Here is a 17,805-nt window from a genome sequence, read left to right as displayed (position 1 = left end):
CCCACACACTGCGCCCGACACCCACACACCCAGCAACAACAACAGTGTAAAGAGCTCAAACACGCGCGCCCCCCCACCGTACACCCCGGCGCCCCCCCTCCCGGAAGAACTTCTTCTGCCATCCGGGCCGTGCGCGGACCGGCCTTGCGCGGACCGGGCCGGACTCAGCCGGCCATGTTGTCGGCCAGCTCCTCGCTGTCGCTGAGGTCGAGGTTCGACTCGGTGCCCGGGATCCCGAGGTCCTGGGCCCGCTTGTCGGCCATCGCCAGCAGGCGGCGGATCCGGCCCGCGACCGCGTCCTTGGTCAGCGGCGGGTCGGCGAGCGCGCCCAGCTCCTCCAGGGAGGCCTGCTTGTGCTCCATGCGCAGCCGGCCAGCCGCCGCGAGGTGCTCGGGGACCTCCTCGGCGAGGATCTCCAGGGCGCGCTGCACCCGGGCTCCGGCGGCCACCGCGGCCCGCGCCGAACGGCGCAGGTTGGCGTCGTCGAAGTTGGCCAGGCGGTTCGCGGTGGCGCGCACCTCGCGGCGCATCCGCCGCTCTTCCCAGGCCAGTACCGAGTCGTGGGCGCCGAGCCGGGTCAGCAGGGCGCCGATGGCGTCCCCGTCCCGGACGACGACCCGGTCCACGCCGCGGACCTCGCGGGCCTTGGCGGCGATGGAGAGCCGGCGTGCGGCGCCCACCAGGGCCAGGGCGGCTTCCGGACCGGGGCAGGTGACCTCCAGGGAGGAGGAGCGCCCCGGCTCCGTGAGCGAGCCGTGGGCCAGGAAGGCCCCGCGCCAGGCCGCCTCGGCATCGCAGGTGGCCCCGGAGACCACCTGCGGGGGAAGACCCCGGATCGGACGGCCTCGGCCGTCCACCAGACCGGTCTGGCGGGCCAGCTGGTCGCCGCCGGCGACCACGCGGACCACGTACCGGTTGCCCCGGCGCAGACCGCCGGGAGCCATGATCACCAAGTCCGAGGAGTGCCCGAAGATCTCGAGGATGTCCTTGCGCAGGCGTCGGGCCGCGATCCCGGCGTCCAGTTCCGCCTCGATGACGATCCGGCCGCTCACCAGGTGCAACCCGCCCGCGAACCGAAGGATCGCCGAGACCTCCGCCTTCCTGCAGCAGGTGCGGGTGACGGGCAGGCGGGCGATCTCATCCTTCACCGCGGGCGTCATCGCCATGGGCCGATCCTTCCATGCATCCGAAAAATACGGTCGTACGCGGCGGCGAGCAGCTCCGGATCATGCTTCGGAGAGCCGTCCGGCCTGGCCACCGGCGCCAGCTCGACCGCGGCGCCGAACCGTTTTGCGGCATCGGCGAGTGACTCGCGATCGGGCACGGCGGCCTGATCGGCCAGCACCACGTCCAGGGCGAGTTTAGGGGCGTGTCGGGCCAAAACCTCCAAATGACGCTGCGGAGAGAAGCCCTCTGTTTCGCCGGGTTGTGGCGCGAGGTTCAGCGAGAGCACCTTTCGGGCCTTCGTCTCGACCAGCGCGTCGAGCAGTTCCGGCACCAGCAGGTGCGGGATCACGGAGGAGAACCAGGAGCCCGGACCGAGCACCACCCAGTCCGCGTCGAGCACCGCCGCGACCGCTTCCGGCACGGCCGGCGGGTCGGCCGGCACCACCTGGACGGAGAGCACCTCGCCGGGGGTCAGCGCCACGGTGGCCTGCCCCCGTACGGTGTCCACGGCCTCGGGGCGCGCCGGGTCGTGGCCCCTGACCAGGGCCTGGAGCTCCAGCGGGACCGCGGACATGGGCAGCACCCGGCCCTGGGCGCCGAGCAGCTTGCCGACGAGGTCCAGGGCCTGGACGGGGTCGCCGAGCTGTTCCCACAGGGCGACGATCAGAAGATTGCCGACCGCGTGCTCGTGGAGGTCCCCGCCGGACTGGAAGCGGTGCTGGATCACCCGCGCCCAGGTCTGGCCCCATTCGTCGTCGCCGCACAGCGCGGCCAGCGCCTTGCGCAGGTCCCCGGGCGGGAGCACGCCGAGCTCCTCGCGCAGCCGGCCGCTGGAGCCGCCGTCGTCGGCGACGGTGACGACGGCCGTCAGCTCGCCCGTGATCCGGCGCAGCGCGGTCAGCGAGGCCGAGAGGCCCCGGCCGCCGCCGAGCGCCACGACCTTGGGGGCGACGACCTTGGAGGCCTCGCCGCGGCGCGAACCGCGGCCGGAGCCGCCCTCGCCCTCGCCCTTGTCGGCGGTGAGCCGGCGCAGGCGGCGCAGGCGCAGGCTGTGTCCGGTCACTCGCGCCCCATGTCCCTGTGGACGACGACGGTCTCGACTCCCTCGGAGGAGAGGCGGGCGGCGAGCTTCTCGGACATGGCGACGCTGCGGTGCTTGCCGCCGGTGCAGCCGACGGCGATGGTCACGTACCGCTTGCCCTCGCGGCGGTAGCCGGTCGCGATGAGCTGGAGCAGCTCGGTGTAGCGGTCGAGGAACTCCTTGGCGCCGGGCTGGCTGAAGACGTAGGCCGACACCTCCTCGTTGAGCCCGGTGAAGGGGCGCAGCTCCGGGACCCAGTGCGGGTTGGGGATGAAGCGGCAGTCGACGACGAGGTCGGCGTCCACCGGGAGCCCGTACTTGAAGCCGAAGGACATCACGGTGGCCCGCAGCTCGGGCTCCTCGTCGCCCGCGAACCGGGCGTCCATCTTGGCGCGCAGTTCGTGCACGTTCAGGCTGGAGGTGTCGATGACCAGGTCGGCGTCGCCGCGCAGCTCGCGCAGCAGGTCGCGCTCGGCGGCGATGCCGTCGACGATGCGGCCGTCGCCCTGGAGCGGGTGCGGGCGGCGGACCGACTCGAAGCGGCGTACGAGCGCGTCGTCCGAGGACTCCAGGAAGACGATCCGCCGGGTGACGCCGCGGGACTCCAGGTCGGAGAGGGACTCGCGCAGCGCGTCGAAGAACTGCCGGCCGCGGACGTCCACGACGACGGCGATGCGCGCCACGTTGCCCTGCGAGCGGGCGCCCAGCTCCACCATGGTGGGGATCAGCGCCGGCGGCAGGTTGTCGACGACGAACCAGCCGAGGTCCTCCAGGCACTTCGCCGCGGTACTGCGGCCGGCCCCGGACATTCCGGAGATGATCACCAGCTCGGGGATGGCCGCCTCGGCGACCGCTCCGGGATCCGCTGTCGTGCCCGTACTCACCTGTGCTCCGTCTCGGTCGTCGGATGCGCGATCGAAATCGCCGTCGTGTTCGGAATCGTGTTCGGAATCGTGCTCGGTCATTGCCCGGTCCCCCGTTCGGATGCCGCTCCCGCGGTCGCGGGGGCCTCGTCCTCGATGATCTCGCCGGTCGCCGTGTTCACGGCGGGACCGGCCGGAACCGCCTGCGCCAGGGCCGCGGCCACGGTCTCGGCCGTCTTGCGGCCTATGCCGGGGACCTCGCAGATCTGATCAATTGTGGCCTGCCGGAGCTTCTTCACCGAACCGAAGTGCTTGACCAGGGCGAGCTTGCGGCTCTCGCCCAGCCCCGCCACGTCGTCGAGCGGCCCGGTCTTGAGGCGCTTGGCCCGCTTGTTGCGCTGGTACTGGATGGCGAACCGGTGTGCTTCGTCACGCACCCGCTGGAGCAGGTACAGGCCCTCGCTGGTCCGGGGCAGCACCACCGGGTCGTCCTCCCCCGGCAGCCAGACCTCCTCCAGGCGCTTGGCCAGGCCGCACACGGCCACGTCGTCGATCCCGAGCTCCTCCAGGGCCCGCTTGGCGGCGGCCACCTGCGGCTGCCCGCCGTCGACCACGACGAGCTGGGGCGGGTACGCGAAGCGCTTGGGCCGCCCGTCCTCGTCGGCCGCGTCCACCTCGGCCGCACCCGTCGCAGACGTGTCGGCGTCCTCCCCCGACCACTCGCCCGTCTTCAGCATCTCCTGGAGGTAGCGGCGGAAGCGCCGCGAGACCACCTCGTGCATGGAGCGGACGTCGTCCTGCCCCTCGAACGACTTGATCTGGAACCTGCGGTACTCGCCCTTGCGCGCCAGCCCGTCCTCGAAGACGACCATCGAGGCCACGACGTCGTCGCCCTGCAGGTGCGAGATGTCGAAGCACTCGATGCGCAGCGGGGCGCCGTCCAGCTCCAGCGCCTCGGCGATCTCCTCCAGGGCCCGCGAGCGGGTGGTGAGGTCGGCGGCGCGCTTGGTCTTGTGCAGGAGGAGGGACTGCTGGGCGTTGCGGTGGACGGTCTCCATCAGCGCCTTCTTGTCCCCGCGCTGCGGGACGCGCAGGCTGACCTGCGAGCCGCGCCGCTCCGCGAGCCACTGGCTCAGGGCCGGGGTGTCCTCGGGCAGGGCGGGGACGAGCACCTCCTTGGGCACGGCCTCGCCCGTCTCCTCGCCGTAGAGCTGCTGGAGGGCGTGCTCGACGAGACCGGCCGTGTCCACGGCCTCGACCTTGTCGGTGACCCAGCCGCGCTGGCCGCGGACCCGGCCGCCGCGCACGTGGAAGATCTGCACGGCCGCCTCGAGCTCGTCCTCGGCGACCGCGAACAGGTCGGCGTCGGTGGCGTCGGCGAGCACGACCGCGTTCTTCTCCATGGCCCGGCGCAGGGCCCCCACGTCGTCGCGCAGCCGGGCAGCCCTCTCGTACTCCATCTCCTCGGCGGCCTCGTGCATCTGCCGCTCGAGGCGGGTGAGGTAGGTGCCCGTGCGGCCGGCCATGAAGTCGCAGAAGTCCTCGGCCAGTTCCCGGTGCTCCTCGGGGGTGACGCGGCCGACGCAGGGCGCCGAGCACTTGCCGATGTAGCCGAGGAGGCAGGGGCGGCCGATCTGGGCGGAGCGCTTGAACACCCCGGCGGAGCAGGTGCGGACCGGGAAGACCCGGAGCATCAGGTCGACGGTCTCGCGGATGGCCCAGGCCTGCCCGTAGGGGCCGAAGTAGCGCACGCCCTTCTTCTTGGGCCCGCGCATGACCTGGACCCGGGGGTACTCCTCGTTCATCGTCACGGCGAGGGAGGGGTAGCTCTTGTCGTCCCGGTACTTGACGTTGAACCGGGGGTCGAACTCCTTGATCCAGGAGTATTCGAGCTGGAGCGCCTCGACCTCGGTGGAGACCACCGTCCACTCGACGGAGGCGGCCGTGGTCACCATCGTGGCGGTACGGGGGTGCAGCCCGGCGAGGTCCTGGAAGTAGCTGGCCAGCCGCTGGCGCAGGCTCTTGGCCTTCCCGACGTAGATCACCCGGCGGTGCTCGTCACGGAACTTGTAGACCCCCGGGGAGTCGGGGATCTGTCCCGGCGCGGGGCGGTAGCTGGAAGGGTCGGCCATGCCAACCACCCTACTGTCGCCCGCCGACAACCGAGCCGTTCCCCTGCTGCGGCGCGGAGCGGGCGGGGAGCCGGGGGCGGGGGCCTGGGGAGCCGGGGGCGGGGGCCGGGGAGCCCGGGGAGCCCGGCCGCCTGTCCGGCGGCCGGGCCCTCGGGTGGCTATGCCCGCACCACCCGCCCGCGCCGGGAGCGCCGCGCGGCCAGGGCAGCGGCCGCGCCGAGCGCCAGTGCCGCGGCGCCGGCGGCCGCCGGCGTCCCGACGGGACCGGATCCGGACGCGGAGGCGGACGCCGAGGCGGTGGCTTCCGTGGGGGTGAAGCCGCCGGCCTTCCCGGACCGGGCGTAGGCGGACCCGGGCAGCTTGTCCCCGTACGCCTTCACGACCCGGGCCCGGTACGCGGCGAGGCCGGCACCCTGCTCGCCGACGGCCCGCACCGCGTCCTCGTCCAGGGGCAGCACCCTCCCGCCCCCGGCCACGTACCAGGCGTCGATCTGCGGCTCGCGGAAGACCGTCCCGCCCGGCAGTTTCGCCGCGCCGAGCTTCGCGTAGCGGAACTCGTCGTCACCGGTGGCTATGTTCACCACCTGCCAGCCCGCCTCGGTCCGCGCGGTCCACAGCGCGGCCTGCTGTCCGTCCGAGGAGACGGCCTTGCTGGCGAGGAACTCCAGCCGGGCCACGCTCGCGTCCGCCTTCCCGGCGACGAACTCCGGCGACAGGTAGTTCACCGCGATCGCCTCGCCCTCGATGCGGGGCTGCGCGGCGGTGAGCGTGACCTTGCCCTCGCGGGCGAAGAAGCGGGACAGGGTGGCGAGCGTGTCGGGGGCCGCGGCCGCCTGTGCGGCGGCGGCCAGGGTCTCGGCGGTGGCGCTCCCGGGCTGCGGCACGGGAGCGGCGGTCGCCTGGGTGGGGGCCAGGGCGAGCGCTGCGGTCGCGGCGACCACGGCCGCGGCGAGGCGAGGATTCATGAGGTCACGCCCCGATCCGGTAGAGCGAGTGGGTCCAGGAGAAGGTGCCGTTGTTCACGTACCAGGCGTGGGAGGCCCAGTTGTAGCGGTCGCTGGAGGGCCACGGGTCGCCCCAGTACACCCAGCTGTTCGCGGTGTCGTAGCCGTAGACGACGTGCATGTGGCCGCCGCCGTTGGACCACTGGATGCGGGTCTCGACCGGGCGGTCGGCGTTGATCTCGCCCTGCACGGTGGAGTACTGGAGCCAGCCGTTCACGTAGGAGCCCGAGTTGATGCCGGCCCAGCGCAGTGCGGTCTGGACGTTGCCGAGGCTGGCCTGGTTGTTCGGGCAGTCGTAGCCCTGCTGGCGGTTGAAGGCGGCGTTGCAGAACTGGTTCTGGCTGTAGGTGCGGCCGAACCAGGTGGCGATGGTGTTGCCCGCGGCGGCCCAGCACCAGTTGGTCTTCTGCTGTGCCTGCATGGTGATGTTCAGCCGCTTGCTCGCCAGGGCGGCGCTGCCGGCGCCGTCGGCGGTCGCGGGGAGGGTGACGGTCGTGGTGCCCGAACCGCTGCCGGCGGTGGGGGTGGCGGCAGCGTTGGCGGCACCGGTGGGCAGGGCGAGGAGCATGGCGGTGAGGAAGGCGGCCAGGGAAAGCCGCCGGTTTCGGTTGCGCATCGCGTTCCTCCCGAAGTGGGGAGTGGGGGTGGAGGAGCGCGTCCGGACGCTGTGGAGGAGCATCAGGGTGTTGTCGGGAACAGGTCAACAGGCTTCAATACGCCGTGACATCGACGTGTGAACGGTGGGGCCGGAGTGTGAACGTCCGCCGCCGCTCCACCCGGACCCACCTGGACCCACCCGGGCCTCGGACGTCACCAGCGGTACCGTCCGCACCTCGTCGCGTGAACGTTCACAGGAGGGAGCCGTCATGCGGTCCCGGCCGAGCGCGGACAGCGCACTCCCGGCGCTCCCGGTCCTCCCGGCGCTCGCGGCACTCCCCCCGGACGGCGACCTCGCCGGCGCCCCGGGGCTGCCCGAGGTCCTGCGCGCCGGGCCCTTCCACCTCGCGCTCCGCGCGGCCCTCACGGCCCGCGGACTCCCCCTGCACCGGGTGCAGAACCGGCTGGCCGCCCGCGGCATCAAGCTCGGCGTGACCAGCCTCAGCTACTGGCAGCAGGGCGCCCGCCGCCCGCGCCGCACCGAGTCCCTCCGGGCCGTACGGGCCCTGGAGCAGATCCTCGACCTGCCCGAGGGCTCCCTGCTGCGGCTGCTGGCCGTGCCGGAGCCCGGCGCCGGGCCCGAGACCCCGCGGCCGCAGGCGCGTTCGTACCGGGCGCTGGTGAGCGTGGGCTCGGCCGTGGAAGGGCTGCTGGCCGGCATGGAACTGCCGGCCGACGGCGGCCTGCACACCGTCGGACACCACGAGCGGGTCCGGATCGGGGCCGCCGGGGAGCTGCTGGGCCGCGCGTCGCAGCACGTCGTACGGGCCCACCGCGACGGGGTCGACCGGTACGTCGCCGTCCACCACGGCGACCCGGGCTGCGATCCGGCCCGGGTGCGGGTGTGGGCCGACGAGAACTGCCGGACCGGTCGGATCCGCCGCCATCCCGAGGCCGGGGTGGTCGTCGCCGAGCTGCTCTTCGACGCCCGGCTGCGCGCCGGGGACACCTACGTCTTCGGCTACGGCTTCGAGGACGGCACCGCCGGCCGCAGCACCGAGTACGTGCGCGGCTTCCGTTACACCGGCGGGCAGTACGTGCTCCAGGTCAGCTTCGACGAGGCCGCTCTGCCGGTGCGCTGGCGCCGCTTCACCCGCAGCGGGCCGCAGGCGCCGCGCGGGCAGCTCTCGGACCTGTCCCCGAGCGGACCGCACCGGGCCGTGCACCTCGTGGAGCAGGGGGTGCGGCGGGGGATCGTGGGGATCGGCTGGGACTGGGAGTGATCCCGGACCGTGCCGGCCGCCCGCGCGCCCGGCCGCGGTCAGCCCGCGGTCAGCCCGCGGTCAGCCCGCGATGAGCTTCCCGCCCTCGGCCTTCACCGGGACCTCCGGCAGCGGGTCGGTGGCCGGGCCGCGCAGCACCTTGCCCGTGGTCACGTCGAAGCGGCTGCCGTGGCAGGGGCAGCTGCCCTCCCCGTCGACGATCTTGTCCAGGACGCAGCCCGCGTGGGTGCACTTCGCACTGAAGGCCTTGTACTGCCCGGCTTCCGCGCAGCTGACCACGACCTTGCCCTCCCGGAACAGCTTCGCGCCGCCCACCGGCACGTCGGCCGCGGCGCCCAGCTCCACGGGCGCGGTGGGGACCGCGGGGGAGCCCGCGGCGCCGTTGCCCTCGGTGGAACAGGCCGCGAGCGTCACTCCGGTCCCGGTGGCCCCGACGAGCGCGGCGGCGCCCTTGAGCACGGTACGGCGGGCGGCTGACTGCGACGCGGACATGCGGTTCTCCCGGGATCAGGCTGGGCTGGGCCCGACCGACGATACCGGCGCCCGATGGGGTAGCTTCCCCCGCGTGATCGTCGTCGGTGGAGAAGCCCTGATCGACCTGGTGCCCGTCGCGGAGCCGCCGGGTGCGCTGCTGCCCCGGCCGGGAGGCGGGCCGTACAACACCGCGCTGGCCCTGGGCCGCCTCGGGGCGCGGGCCTCCTTCTGCTCCCGGGTCTCGAAGGACGGGTTCGGCGCCTCCCTGCTCTCCGGGCTGCGGGCGGCCGGCGTGGACCTCTCCCTGGTCCAGCGCGGGCCGGAGCCCACCACCCTGGCCGTGCCCTCGCTGGCCCCGGACGGCTCGGCGGCGTACGGGTTCTACGTGGAGGGCACGGCCGACCGGCTGTTCCGCCTGCCGCCCGCGCTTCCACGGGACGTACGGGCCCTCGCGCTCGGCACCTGCTCCCTGGTGCTGGAACCGGGGGCGAGCGCCTACGAGGCCCTGCTGCGGCGGGAGCACGGGCGCGGGCTGCTGACCTTCCTCGATCCCAACATCCGGCCGGCGCTGATCGCGGAGCCGACCGCCTACCGCAAGCGCTTCCTGTCCTGGCTCCCCCACGTCTCGGTCCTGAAGCTGTCGGAGGAGGACGCGGCCTGGCTGGGCGGCGGGGTCCGCGACTGGCTGGCCGCGGGGCCCTCGGCGGTGGTGCTGACCCGCGGCGCCGGGGGGCTGACGGTGTGGACGCGGGAGGGAGCGGAGCACTCGGTGCCCGCGTGCCGGGTCGACGTGGTCGACACGATCGGCGCGGGCGACACCGTGAACGCGGCTCTGCTGCACCGGCTCGCGGACGGTGCGGCCCAGGGCTCCGGTCCGGCCGGCTCCCGGCGCGCGGGCGCCGCTCCGGTGGACTGGCCCGGGGCGCTGGCGTACGCCGCCCGCGCGGCCGCGCTGACCTGTGCGCGGGCGGGCGCGGAGCCCCCGTACGCCTCCGAGGTCAGCGGATAGCGGCCCAGACGGTGCGGGCCACGGCCGGGGCGAACTCCTCGACCGGCTGCACGGTGTCGGGACCGGAGAAGTGCAGGAAGAAGGCCCGCTGGAAGCAGGCGCCGAGCAGCAGCGCGGCAGCGGTCCGCGGGTCGGCGTCCGGGCGCAGCCTGCCGCGTTCGAGCTCGCGGGCCAGGTGGCCCCGGAGGGCCTCCAGCACCACGTGCGGGCCGGCGCCGATCTGCCGGACGCCCTCGCGGTGGCGGGTGAGCAGGACGGGGTCGGCGAAGAGCGAGGCGGCCATGGGCATGGCGTCGGCGTAGAAGAGCGAGGCGTAGCGGGCTATCACCGCGAGCCGCTCCTCGACCGACTGGTCCCCCGGGTCGGTGGTGAGCGCGGCCATCATCGCTCCGGCGTTGGGGCGGCGCTCCATGAGCACGCGCACGAACAGCTCTTCCTTGTTGGTGAAGTGCTTGTAGAGCGCGGCCTCCGAGCAGCCGGCCTCGCGGGCGATCGCCTTGGTGGTGGCGTTGGCCAGGCCGCTGGTGCGCATCAGGGTCTCGGCGGCGTCCAGCAGGCGCTCGGGGGTGGGCCGGCTTGACTTGGAGGTGGGCATTCACTCACCCTAACGGAAGCAGGGGTGAGTAAACACTCACCCACCTGTCTCGATTCGGGAGCCACGGATGAAGATCACGGTGTTCGGAGCCACGGGCGGGGTCGGCCGCGAGGTCGTCCGGCAGGCACTCGAAGCGGGCCACGAGGTCACCGCGGTCGTCCGCGATCCGGCGCGGCTGGACGTACCGGCGCACGACCGGCTCCAGGTGGCGGTGGTGCGGGACCTGACGGACGAGGACGCGCTGGTCCCGGTGCTGGCCGGGCGGGAGGCGGTGGTCTCGGCGCTGGGGGCCTCCAGCAACAAGCAGGCCCGGCTCACCCCGATCGCGGGCCCGGCGCTGCGGGCCATCGTCTCGGCGATGGACCGGGCGGGCGTGACCCGCCTGTCGGCGGTCAGCGCGGCCCCGCTGGGGCCGGTGACCCCGGCGGACGGGGTGATCGCGCGGGTGCTCGTCCTGCCCGTGCTGCGGCGGGTCCTCCGGGACGTGTACGCGGACCTGGAGGTCATGGAGGCGGCGATCGCCGGCAGCCGGGCGGGGTGGACGGTGGTCCGGCCGCCGAGGCTGCTGAACCGGCCGCGGACGGGCGCCTACCGCCGGGCGGTGGACGGGAACGTGCCGGGCGGTCGCTTCATCCCCCGCGCGGACGTGGCGGACGCCCTCCTGACCGCCCTTTCCGACCCGTCGACCGCGGGCCACGCGATCGGCATCGCCACCTAGGGCGTCCGGCCGACCCTGCGACCGGAAGGTTCGGGGGCGAACCTTCCGGTCACGGCGCCGGCCACCCCGGGGCTACGCCTTGCGCGGGGCCCGCGCCGTCTTCTTCGCCGGAGCCGCCTTCTTGGCGACGGCCTTCTTGGCGACGGCCTTCTTGGCGACGGCCTTCTTGGCGACGGCCTTCTTCGCCGCGGGCGCGGCCTTCTTCGCCGGCCGGGCCGACCCCGAGGCCACCGCGTCCGAGACCCGGTCCGCCCCCAGGATGTCCCGCAGGAACTTGCCGGTGTGGCTCGTGCTCACCGAGGCGACCTGCTCCGGGGTGCCCTCCGCGACGACGAGACCGCCGCCGTAACCGCCCTCGGGGCCCATGTCCACGACCCAGTCCGCGGTCTTGACGACGTCGAGGTTGTGCTCGATGACGATCACCGAGTTCCCCTTGTCCACCAGCCCGGACAGCACCTTGATCAGCTTCGAGATGTCCTCGAAGTGCAGACCCGTCGTCGGCTCGTCCAGGACGTACACCGTGCGCCCCGTCGACCGCTTCTGGAGCTCCGAAGCCAGCTTCACGCGCTGCGCCTCACCGCCCGACAGCGTCGGCGCGGACTGCCCGAGCCGCACGTAGCCGAGGCCGACCTCGTTCAGCGTGCGCAGGTGCCGGGCGATCGTCGGAACGGCCTCGAAGAACTCCGAGGCCTCCTCGATCGGCATGTTCAGGACCTCGGCGATGGACTTGCCCTTGTAGTGGACCTCCAGCGTCTCCCGGTTGTACCGGTCGCCGTGGCAGACCTCGCACGGGACGTACACGTCCGGCAGGAAGTTCATCTCGATCTTGATCGTGCCGTCGCCCGAGCAGTTCTCGCAGCGGCCGCCCTTGACGTTGAAGGAGAAGCGGCCCGGCAGGTAGCCGCGCACCTTCGCCTCCATCGTCTCCGCGAAGAGCCTGCGGACGTGGTCGAAGACGCCGGTGTACGTCGCCGGGTTGGACCGGGGGGTCCGTCCGATCGGCGACTGGTCGACGTGCACGACCTTGTCGACGAGGTCGTCGCCGTCCACCCGCGTGTGCCGCCCCGGAACCGACCGCGCGCCGTTGAGCTCGCGCGCCAGGTGCGTGTACAGGATGTCGTTGACCAGCGTGGACTTGCCCGAACCCGATACGCCCGTCACCGCCGTGAGCACGCCCAGCGGGAAGGACACGTCGATGTCCTGGAGGTTGTTCTCCTTGGCGCCGTGGACCGTGAGCCTGCGCGCCGGGTCCACGGGACGGCGTACGTCCGGGAGCGGGATGGACCGCTTGCCGGACAGGTACTGCCCGGTGATCGACTCGCCGTTCTTCAGCAGGTCCTTCAGCGAGCCGCTGTGGACGACCTTGCCGCCGTGCTCGCCGGCCCCCGGGCCGATGTCCACGACCCAGTCGGCCACCTTGATGGTGTCCTCGTCGTGCTCGACGACGATGAGCGTGTTGCCCATGTCCCGCAGCCGCACGAGCGTTTCGATGAGCCGGTGGTTGTCGCGCTGGTGCAGGCCGATGGAGGGCTCGTCCAGGACGTAGAGCACGCCCACGAGGCCGGAGCCGATCTGCGTGGCCAGCCGGATGCGCTGGGCCTCGCCGCCCGACAGCGTGCCGGCGGCGCGGTTGAGCGAGAGGTAGTCGAGGCCCACGTCGACGAGGAAGCGCAGCCGCTCGTTGACCTCCTTGAGGACCCGCTCGGCGATCTTCTTGTCGCGGGCGTCGAGCTTCATCCGCCCGAGGAAGTCCGCGCACTCGCTGATCGACATCGCGGCGACCTCGGCGATGGAGCGGTCCATCACCGTGACCGCCAGCACGATCGGCTTGAGCCGGGTGCCCTGGCAGGTGGGGCACGGCACCTCGCGCATGTAGCCCTCGAAGCGCTCGCGGCTGGCGTCGCTCTCGGACTCCGAGTGCCGCCGCTTGACGAACGGGACCGCGCCCTCGAAGGCGGTGGTGTAGGCCCGCTCGCGCCCGTAGCGGTTGCGGTAGCGGACCTCGATCTGCGTCTTGTGGCCGTACAGCAGGGCCTTCTTCGCCCGCAGCGGCAGCCCGGCCCACGCGATGTCCGTGCGGAAGCCCAGCTCCGCGGCGAGCGCGCCGATCAGCCGCTGGAAGTAGTCCTTGGTGTGACCGAGCGACCACGGCGAGACCGCGCCCTCGTCCAGGGACTTGTCCTCGTCCGGGACGATCAGCTCCGGGTCCACCTCCATGCGCGTACCGATACCGGTGCACTCGGGACAGGCGCCGAAGGGCGAGTTGAAGGAGAAGGAGCGCGGCTCCAGCTCCTCGAAGGAGAGGTCGTCGTACGGGCAGTAGAGGTGCTCGGAGTACATCCGCTCACGCTCGGGGTCGTCCTCGGCGAGGTCGACGAAGTCCAGGATCACCATGCCGCCCGACAGCCCGAGGGCCGTCTCGACGGAGTCGGTCAGCCGGCGCTTGGCGCCGTCCTTGACGGTGAGGCGGTCGATGACCACCTCGATGGTGTGCTTCTCCTGCTTCTTCAGCGTGGGCGGCTCGGAGAGCTGGATCGTCTCCCCGTCCACCCGCGCCCGGCTGTAGCCCTTGGTCTGGAGGTCGGAGAAGAGGTCGACGAACTCGCCCTTGCGCTCGCGCACCAGCGGCGACAGCACCTGGAAGCGGCTGCCCTCGGGCAGCGCGAGCACCTTGTCGACGATCGCCTGCGGCGACTGCCGCGAGATCGGCCGGCGGCACTCGGGGCAGTGGGGCTTGCCGATGCGCGCGAAGAGCAGGCGGAGGTAGTCGTAGACCTCGGTGATGGTGCCCACGGTGGAGCGCGGGTTGCGCGAGGTGGACTTCTGGTCGATGGAGACGGCCGGGGAGAGGCCCTCGATGAAGTCGACGTCGGGCTTGTCCATCTGTCCGAGGAACTGGCGGGCGTACGACGAGAGCGACTCGACGTAGCGGCGCTGCCCCTCGGCGAAGATCGTGTCGAACGCCAGGGAGGACTTGCCCGAACCGGAGAGTCCGGTGAAGACGATGAGGGAGTCGCGGGGCAGGTCGAGCGAGACGTTCTTGAGGTTGTGCTCGCGAGCGCCACGAACGATGAGACGGTCGGTCACGCCGGTCCGCACCTTTCTTGAGAGAGCGGGAGGCACGGGCCCCCGTCCCAGGGTATTGGGGGGCGCCTCTGCCGTGGACTTGGAGACTGGACTCCGAGCGTATAGCACGTGCATTCGATTTTAGGCACTCCGCCGACCGCTTCACCCGATCGTGTGGCGGGTCCCCCTGAACCACTAGGCTCGGCCGCATGATTGATCATGTGCACGACCTGCGATCTGTACGTGAAGCCACCGACCGGCTGCTGACCGCGGCCGCGAAGCTGGACAACGCCGCCCTGGCCGAAGAGTCACACCTCCCCGGCTGGACCCGGGGCCACATCCTGGCCCACCTCGCCCGCAACGCCGACGCCCTCGTCAACGTCTTCGAGGGCCGCCCGATGTACGAGAGCGGCGACGCCCGCGACGCCGACATCGCGCGCGACTTCGGCCGACCCCTCCTGGAACAGCTGGAGGACGTCCGGAATTCCGCCGCCCGCTGGCAGACCGCGGCCGGGCGCCCGCAGGACTGGGCCCGCATCGTGGAGCTGCGCAACGGCGTCACCGACGTCGCGGCCCGCGTCCCCTTCCGGCGTCTGGTCGAGGTCGAGCTGCACCACGTCGACCTGAACATCGGCTACGAGCTCGCGGACCTCTCCGGGGACTTCACCGAGCGGGAGATCGACTTCCTCGCCGACCGCTGGTCCGGCCGCCCGGAGGTCCCGCCGGTGACGCTGCGGGACACGGCCGGGAAGGTCTGGTACACCGGCGGCACCGAGGGCACCCCCGTGGTCCTCGAGGGCCCCGCGGACGAGCTGCTCGGCTGGCTCGCCGGACGCGGTCTCCGGGGCGCCCACCTCGCCGTCCTGGCCGGCGACGGCCTGCCCGAGCTCCCCCCGCTCTAGGATTGCCGACATGACGTACAGCGGAGCGGTCAAGGTCGGCGGTCCGGCCGACGTGCACGAACTCTCGGACCTGATGATTTCCAAGGTCGCGGTGGGAGGCATGAACAACAACGCCTACCTGCTGCGCTGCCGGGCCACCGACGAGCAGCTGCTGATCGACGCGGCCGCCGAGCCGGAGACCCTGCTCAGCCTGATCGGCGACGGCGGCATCGCCTCGGTGGTCACCACCCACCAGCACGGCGACCACTGGGGCGCGCTCCAGACCGTGGTCGGGGCCACCGGCGCGCGGACGTACGCGGGCGCCCACGACGCGGAGGGCATCCCGGTCCCGACCGACGTGCTCGTCGCGGACGGGGACACGATCACGGTCGGACGGGTCACGCTGACCGCCCGCCACCTGGTCGGCCACACCCCCGGCTCGATCGCCCTGGTCTACGACGACCCGCACGGCCACCCGCACGTGTTCACGGGCGACTGCCTCTTCCCGGGCGGCGTCGGCAACACGCGGGGCGACGCGCAGGCCTTCGGGCAGCTCCTCGACGACGTGGAGCACAAGCTCTTCGCGGTGCTGCCGGACGAGACCTGGGTCTACCCGGGCCACGGCGACGACACCACGCTCGGCGCGGAGCGCCCGCACCTGGCCGAGTGGCGCGAACGCGGCTGGTAGCGGGGCCCTCGACGGCCTGCGCGGGGGCTTTCGTCAACCTCGCGCCAGGCCGCACTCCCTTCCGGTCGATGATCGCCGAACGCCTGTCCCGCCGGTGCGGGGCGGGGTAGTTGCTGCACCATGCAACAAGACCCCTCCCCCACCGCGGGCCCGGCACCGGCCGCGGCCCCCGTAGCCGTACCCGTGCGGGCCGACGCCCCCGCGCGGCCCTCGATGCTCCGGCTCGCCGCGGCCTCCCTCGCCGGCACCGCCATCGAGTTCTACGACTTCTTCGTCTACGGCACCGCCGCCGCCCTGGTGCTCGGCCCGCTGTTCTTCCCTTCCTTCTCCCCGCTCGCCGGGTCCCTCGCCGCCTTCGGCACCTTCGGCATCGGCTTCCTCGCCCGGCCCCTCGGCTCCGTCCTCTTCGGCCACATCGGCGACCGCCACGGCCGCCGCCCGGTGCTGCTGGGCTCCCTGCTCCTGACCGGTGTGGCCACGGTGGCGGTGGGCTGCGTGCCCTCGTACGCCTCCATCGGCGCGGCCGCGCCCTTCCTGCTGATCCTGCTGCGGTTCCTGCAGGGCCTCGGTCTGGGCGGCGAGTGGGGCGGCGCGGTCCTGCTGACCGCCGAGCACGCCCCGGAGGAACGGCGCGGACTGTGGTCGAGCTTCCCGCAGATGGGTCCGGCGGTGGGGTTCCTGCTGGCCAACGGCCTGATGCTGGCCCTGTCGAGCACGCTCGGCGACGGGCAGTTCGCCGCCTGGGGCTGGCGGGTGCCGTTCTGGGTGGCGGGGCTCCTGGTACTGGCCGGCCTCTGGCTGCGCCGCTCCGTGGAGGAGACCCCTCAGTTCCGCGCCCTGGCCGAGACCGGCCGCCGGGCCGACGCCCCGCTGACCGAGGTCGTACGGGGCCACTGGCGGCTGCTCCTGCTGACCGGCGGGGCGCTGGCCACCGGGTACGCGGTCTTCTACGCGGCCACCACCTGGTCCCTCGCGTACGCCACCGAGCACCTCGGGGTGCACCGCTCGGTGATGCTGGCCTGCGTCATGGCCGCCGTCGCGGTCAAGGGCCTGGCGACCCCGGCGATCGCGGTGCTCGGCGACCGCTACGGCCGGCGCCCGCTGTGCCTGGCGGGCTGCGCCGCTTGCGCGCTGTGGATGTTCCCGTTCGTGGCCCTGCTGCGCACGGCGGACCCGCTGCTGATGACGCTGGGCCTGCTCGGCGCCCTGCTCGGCATGGTGACGATGTTCGCGGTGGTGGGCGCGTACCTGCCCGAGCTGTACGCCCCGCGGATCCGCTGCACGGGCGCCGCGGTCGGCTACAACCTCGGCGGGGTGCTCGGCGGCGCCCTGACCCCGATCGTGGCGACGGCGCTGGCGGACGGCTCCGGCCCGCCGTGGGCCGTGGCGGTGTACCTGACGGCGATCGCCCTGGTCTCCCTGGCCTGCTTCGCCCTCCTGCCGGAAACGAACCCGGTGGTCGTGCGGGCCACGGCGGAGACCGCCTTCGTGTGAAAAAGAGGGAAACCGCTGCGGACACGATCCCGTCCGCGGTACTCGTAGGGACGGAGCACGCCCATGTCGGACTGAACTCATGCACCCTGTACCGGAATTCGGGAGGGTGGTCCTCCATGCGTCACGCCGGTCCCCCCGGGACACAGCGGCCTGACGCCAAGGATGCGCACGAGGAAGGCCCGAGGGCGGTCGTTGTCCGGATATACGCCACTCCGGCGGACCCCACGGCATCGACGGCGACCGGCACGTCGTGCCATCGGTCTTCGTCGAACTCCCCGATGCCCACCCGGGCACCGGCGGACAGTCGGCCCCTACCGACACGTCACGACGAGGAACAGCGCATGCTGAACGGCTCCGACGGCAGCAGTCCCGCCCATCCGGCCATGCCGTGGACACCCGGCCCCTACGGGCCCGCGCCCCTTGCGGACCACAACGCGGAGCTGCGTTCCCTCCGGGAAGCCGTGGCCACCCTCACCGCCCGCAACGAGGCCGTCGGGGACCACGAGACGCGCATCCGCGCACTGGAGAGCCGCAATTGGCCGCTCCCCGTCGTCGTCACCCTGACGGGCATCGGCGCGCTGGTGGTGGCATTCGCCGCCCTGCTCCTGGCCAAGTGACCCGACGCGGGGGGGGGGGGGGGCCCCCCCCCCCCCCCCCCCCCCCCCCCCCCCCCCCGCGGCCCCCCAAAAAACGGCGCCCCCCAGCCGGACCCCCCCCCCCCCCCCGCCCCCCCCCCCCCCCCCCCCCCCCGCC

General features: G+C 73.0%; 16 protein-coding genes. 7 read left to right on the top strand and 9 right to left on the bottom strand.

Annotated elements, in window-relative coordinates:
• Window positions 1-164: 164 nt before the first annotated feature.
• The 6 genes from whiA to ACWF9Z_RS32040 form a co-directional block, all read right to left on the bottom strand.
• On the bottom strand, window positions 165-1,166 hold the full coding sequence (whiA, locus tag ACWF9Z_RS32065; RefSeq protein ID WP_112449750.1) for a DNA-binding protein WhiA: 1,002 nt from the start codon (window positions 1,164-1,166) through the stop codon (window positions 165-167).
• A complete protein-coding gene (locus tag ACWF9Z_RS32060) occupies window positions 1,157-2,230 on the bottom strand; it encodes a gluconeogenesis factor YvcK family protein (protein ID WP_453608093.1) in 1,074 nt (357 codons plus the stop codon). The genes whiA and ACWF9Z_RS32060 overlap by 10 nt, the downstream gene beginning before the upstream one ends.
• A complete protein-coding gene (rapZ, locus tag ACWF9Z_RS32055; RefSeq protein WP_453608091.1) occupies window positions 2,227-3,213 on the bottom strand; it encodes an RNase adapter RapZ in 987 nt (328 codons plus the stop codon). Before rapZ ends, ACWF9Z_RS32060 begins: the two co-directional genes overlap by 4 nt.
• Entirely contained in the window at window positions 3,210-5,243 is a 2,034-nt protein-coding gene (gene uvrC / locus ACWF9Z_RS32050; protein WP_453608088.1) for an excinuclease ABC subunit UvrC, read from the bottom strand. Before uvrC ends, rapZ begins: the two co-directional genes overlap by 4 nt.
• A gap of 158 nt (window positions 5,244-5,401) precedes the next feature.
• Window positions 5,402-6,208 carry a hypothetical protein gene (locus tag ACWF9Z_RS32045; protein ID WP_453608086.1) on the bottom strand — a complete coding sequence of 269 codons (807 nt, stop codon included), beginning with the start codon at window positions 6,206-6,208 and terminating at the stop codon, window positions 5,402-5,404.
• 4 nt (window positions 6,209-6,212) lie between these two features.
• Window positions 6,213-6,863, bottom strand: a complete 651-nt coding sequence (locus tag ACWF9Z_RS32040) for a papain-like cysteine protease family protein (protein WP_453608085.1) — start codon at window positions 6,861-6,863, stop codon at window positions 6,213-6,215.
• Between the two features lie 250 nt (window positions 6,864-7,113).
• Here ACWF9Z_RS32040 and ACWF9Z_RS32035 point away from each other — a divergent pair, with 250 nt between their 5' ends.
• Complete coding sequence (locus ACWF9Z_RS32035) at window positions 7,114-8,127, top strand: hypothetical protein (RefSeq protein WP_453608084.1); 1,014 nt, start codon at window positions 7,114-7,116, stop codon at window positions 8,125-8,127.
• Window positions 8,128-8,187: 60 nt separating this feature from the next.
• Here the strand turns inward: ACWF9Z_RS32035 and ACWF9Z_RS32030 are convergent, their stop codons facing one another.
• Window positions 8,188-8,619, bottom strand: coding sequence for a Rieske 2Fe-2S domain-containing protein (locus ACWF9Z_RS32030; RefSeq protein WP_453608081.1), 432 nt, complete (start codon window positions 8,617-8,619; stop codon window positions 8,188-8,190).
• 73 nt (window positions 8,620-8,692) lie between these two features.
• On the opposite strand from ACWF9Z_RS32030, the gene ACWF9Z_RS32025 reads away from it, so the two are divergent.
• The gene (locus ACWF9Z_RS32025; protein ID WP_453608078.1) at window positions 8,693-9,610 is read left to right on the top strand and encodes a carbohydrate kinase family protein; all 918 of its coding nucleotides are present in this window, start codon (window positions 8,693-8,695) and stop codon (window positions 9,608-9,610) included.
• On the opposite strand, the gene ACWF9Z_RS32020 is transcribed toward ACWF9Z_RS32025, so the two are convergent.
• Window positions 9,600-10,205, bottom strand: coding sequence for a TetR/AcrR family transcriptional regulator (locus ACWF9Z_RS32020; RefSeq protein ID WP_453608075.1), 606 nt, complete (start codon window positions 10,203-10,205; stop codon window positions 9,600-9,602). The two genes, ACWF9Z_RS32025 and ACWF9Z_RS32020, sit on opposite strands and share 11 nt — an antisense overlap.
• Window positions 10,206-10,272: 67 nt before the next feature.
• Between ACWF9Z_RS32020 and ACWF9Z_RS32015 the strand changes: the two genes are divergently transcribed.
• The gene (locus ACWF9Z_RS32015) at window positions 10,273-10,923 is read left to right on the top strand and encodes an NAD(P)-dependent oxidoreductase (RefSeq protein ID WP_453608073.1); all 651 of its coding nucleotides are present in this window, start codon (window positions 10,273-10,275) and stop codon (window positions 10,921-10,923) included.
• 72 nt (window positions 10,924-10,995) lie between these two features.
• Here the strand turns inward: ACWF9Z_RS32015 and uvrA are convergent, their stop codons facing one another.
• Complete coding sequence (gene uvrA / locus ACWF9Z_RS32010; protein ID WP_453608071.1) at window positions 10,996-14,010, bottom strand: excinuclease ABC subunit UvrA; 3,015 nt, start codon at window positions 14,008-14,010, stop codon at window positions 10,996-10,998.
• 188 nt (window positions 14,011-14,198) lie between these two features.
• Here uvrA and ACWF9Z_RS32005 point away from each other — a divergent pair, with 188 nt between their 5' ends.
• The 4 genes from ACWF9Z_RS32005 to ACWF9Z_RS31990 all read left to right on the top strand — a co-directional run bounded on the left by ACWF9Z_RS32005 (window position 14,199) and on the right by ACWF9Z_RS31990 (window position 17,669).
• Window positions 14,199-14,891 (top strand): maleylpyruvate isomerase family mycothiol-dependent enzyme, encoded by a 693-nt coding sequence (locus ACWF9Z_RS32005; protein ID WP_453608069.1) that lies wholly within the window; start codon window positions 14,199-14,201, stop codon window positions 14,889-14,891.
• 10 nt (window positions 14,892-14,901) lie between these two features.
• Window positions 14,902-15,558 (top strand): MBL fold metallo-hydrolase, encoded by a 657-nt coding sequence (locus tag ACWF9Z_RS32000; RefSeq protein WP_453608066.1) that lies wholly within the window; start codon window positions 14,902-14,904, stop codon window positions 15,556-15,558.
• A 213-nt stretch (window positions 15,559-15,771) separates the two neighbouring features.
• Entirely contained in the window at window positions 15,772-17,052 is a 1,281-nt protein-coding gene (locus ACWF9Z_RS31995; protein WP_453608115.1) for an MFS transporter, read from the top strand.
• Between the two features lie 341 nt (window positions 17,053-17,393).
• On the top strand, window positions 17,394-17,669 hold the full coding sequence (locus ACWF9Z_RS31990) for a hypothetical protein (RefSeq protein ID WP_453608063.1): 276 nt from the start codon (window positions 17,394-17,396) through the stop codon (window positions 17,667-17,669).
• The last annotated feature ends 136 nt before the right edge of the window (window positions 17,670-17,805 follow it).

The sequence above is a fragment of the Streptomyces sp. NPDC054961 genome (assembly GCF_053609145.1).
The sequence above is the reverse complement of the archived record's forward strand: the minus strand, read 5'-3'. Positions and strand labels throughout refer to the sequence as shown.

Bases quoted from the DNA above. Each gene is read 5' to 3' on its own strand.
- whiA (WP_112449750.1), bottom strand. From the start codon at position 1,166: ATGGCGATGACGCCCGCGGTGAAGGATGAGATCGCCCGCCTGCCCGTC.
- rapZ (WP_453608091.1), bottom strand. From the start codon at position 3,213: ATGACCGAGCACGATTCCGAACACGATTCCGAACACGACGGCGATTTC.
- uvrC (WP_453608088.1), bottom strand. From the start codon at position 5,243: ATGGCCGACCCTTCCAGCTACCGCCCCGCGCCGGGACAGATCCCCGAC.
- ACWF9Z_RS32045 (WP_453608086.1), bottom strand. From the start codon at position 6,208: ATGAATCCTCGCCTCGCCGCGGCCGTGGTCGCCGCGACCGCAGCGCTC.
- ACWF9Z_RS32040 (WP_453608085.1), bottom strand. From the start codon at position 6,863: ATGCGCAACCGAAACCGGCGGCTTTCCCTGGCCGCCTTCCTCACCGCC.
- ACWF9Z_RS32035 (WP_453608084.1), top strand. From the start codon at position 7,114: ATGCGGTCCCGGCCGAGCGCGGACAGCGCACTCCCGGCGCTCCCGGTC.
- ACWF9Z_RS32030 (WP_453608081.1), bottom strand. From the start codon at position 8,619: ATGTCCGCGTCGCAGTCAGCCGCCCGCCGTACCGTGCTCAAGGGCGCC.
- ACWF9Z_RS32020 (WP_453608075.1), bottom strand. From the start codon at position 10,205: ATGCCCACCTCCAAGTCAAGCCGGCCCACCCCCGAGCGCCTGCTGGAC.
- ACWF9Z_RS32015 (WP_453608073.1), top strand. From the start codon at position 10,273: ATGAAGATCACGGTGTTCGGAGCCACGGGCGGGGTCGGCCGCGAGGTC.
- ACWF9Z_RS32005 (WP_453608069.1), top strand. From the start codon at position 14,199: ATGATTGATCATGTGCACGACCTGCGATCTGTACGTGAAGCCACCGAC.
- ACWF9Z_RS32000 (WP_453608066.1), top strand. From the start codon at position 14,902: ATGACGTACAGCGGAGCGGTCAAGGTCGGCGGTCCGGCCGACGTGCAC.
- ACWF9Z_RS31995 (WP_453608115.1), top strand. From the start codon at position 15,772: ATGCTCCGGCTCGCCGCGGCCTCCCTCGCCGGCACCGCCATCGAGTTC.
- ACWF9Z_RS31990 (WP_453608063.1), top strand. From the start codon at position 17,394: ATGCTGAACGGCTCCGACGGCAGCAGTCCCGCCCATCCGGCCATGCCG.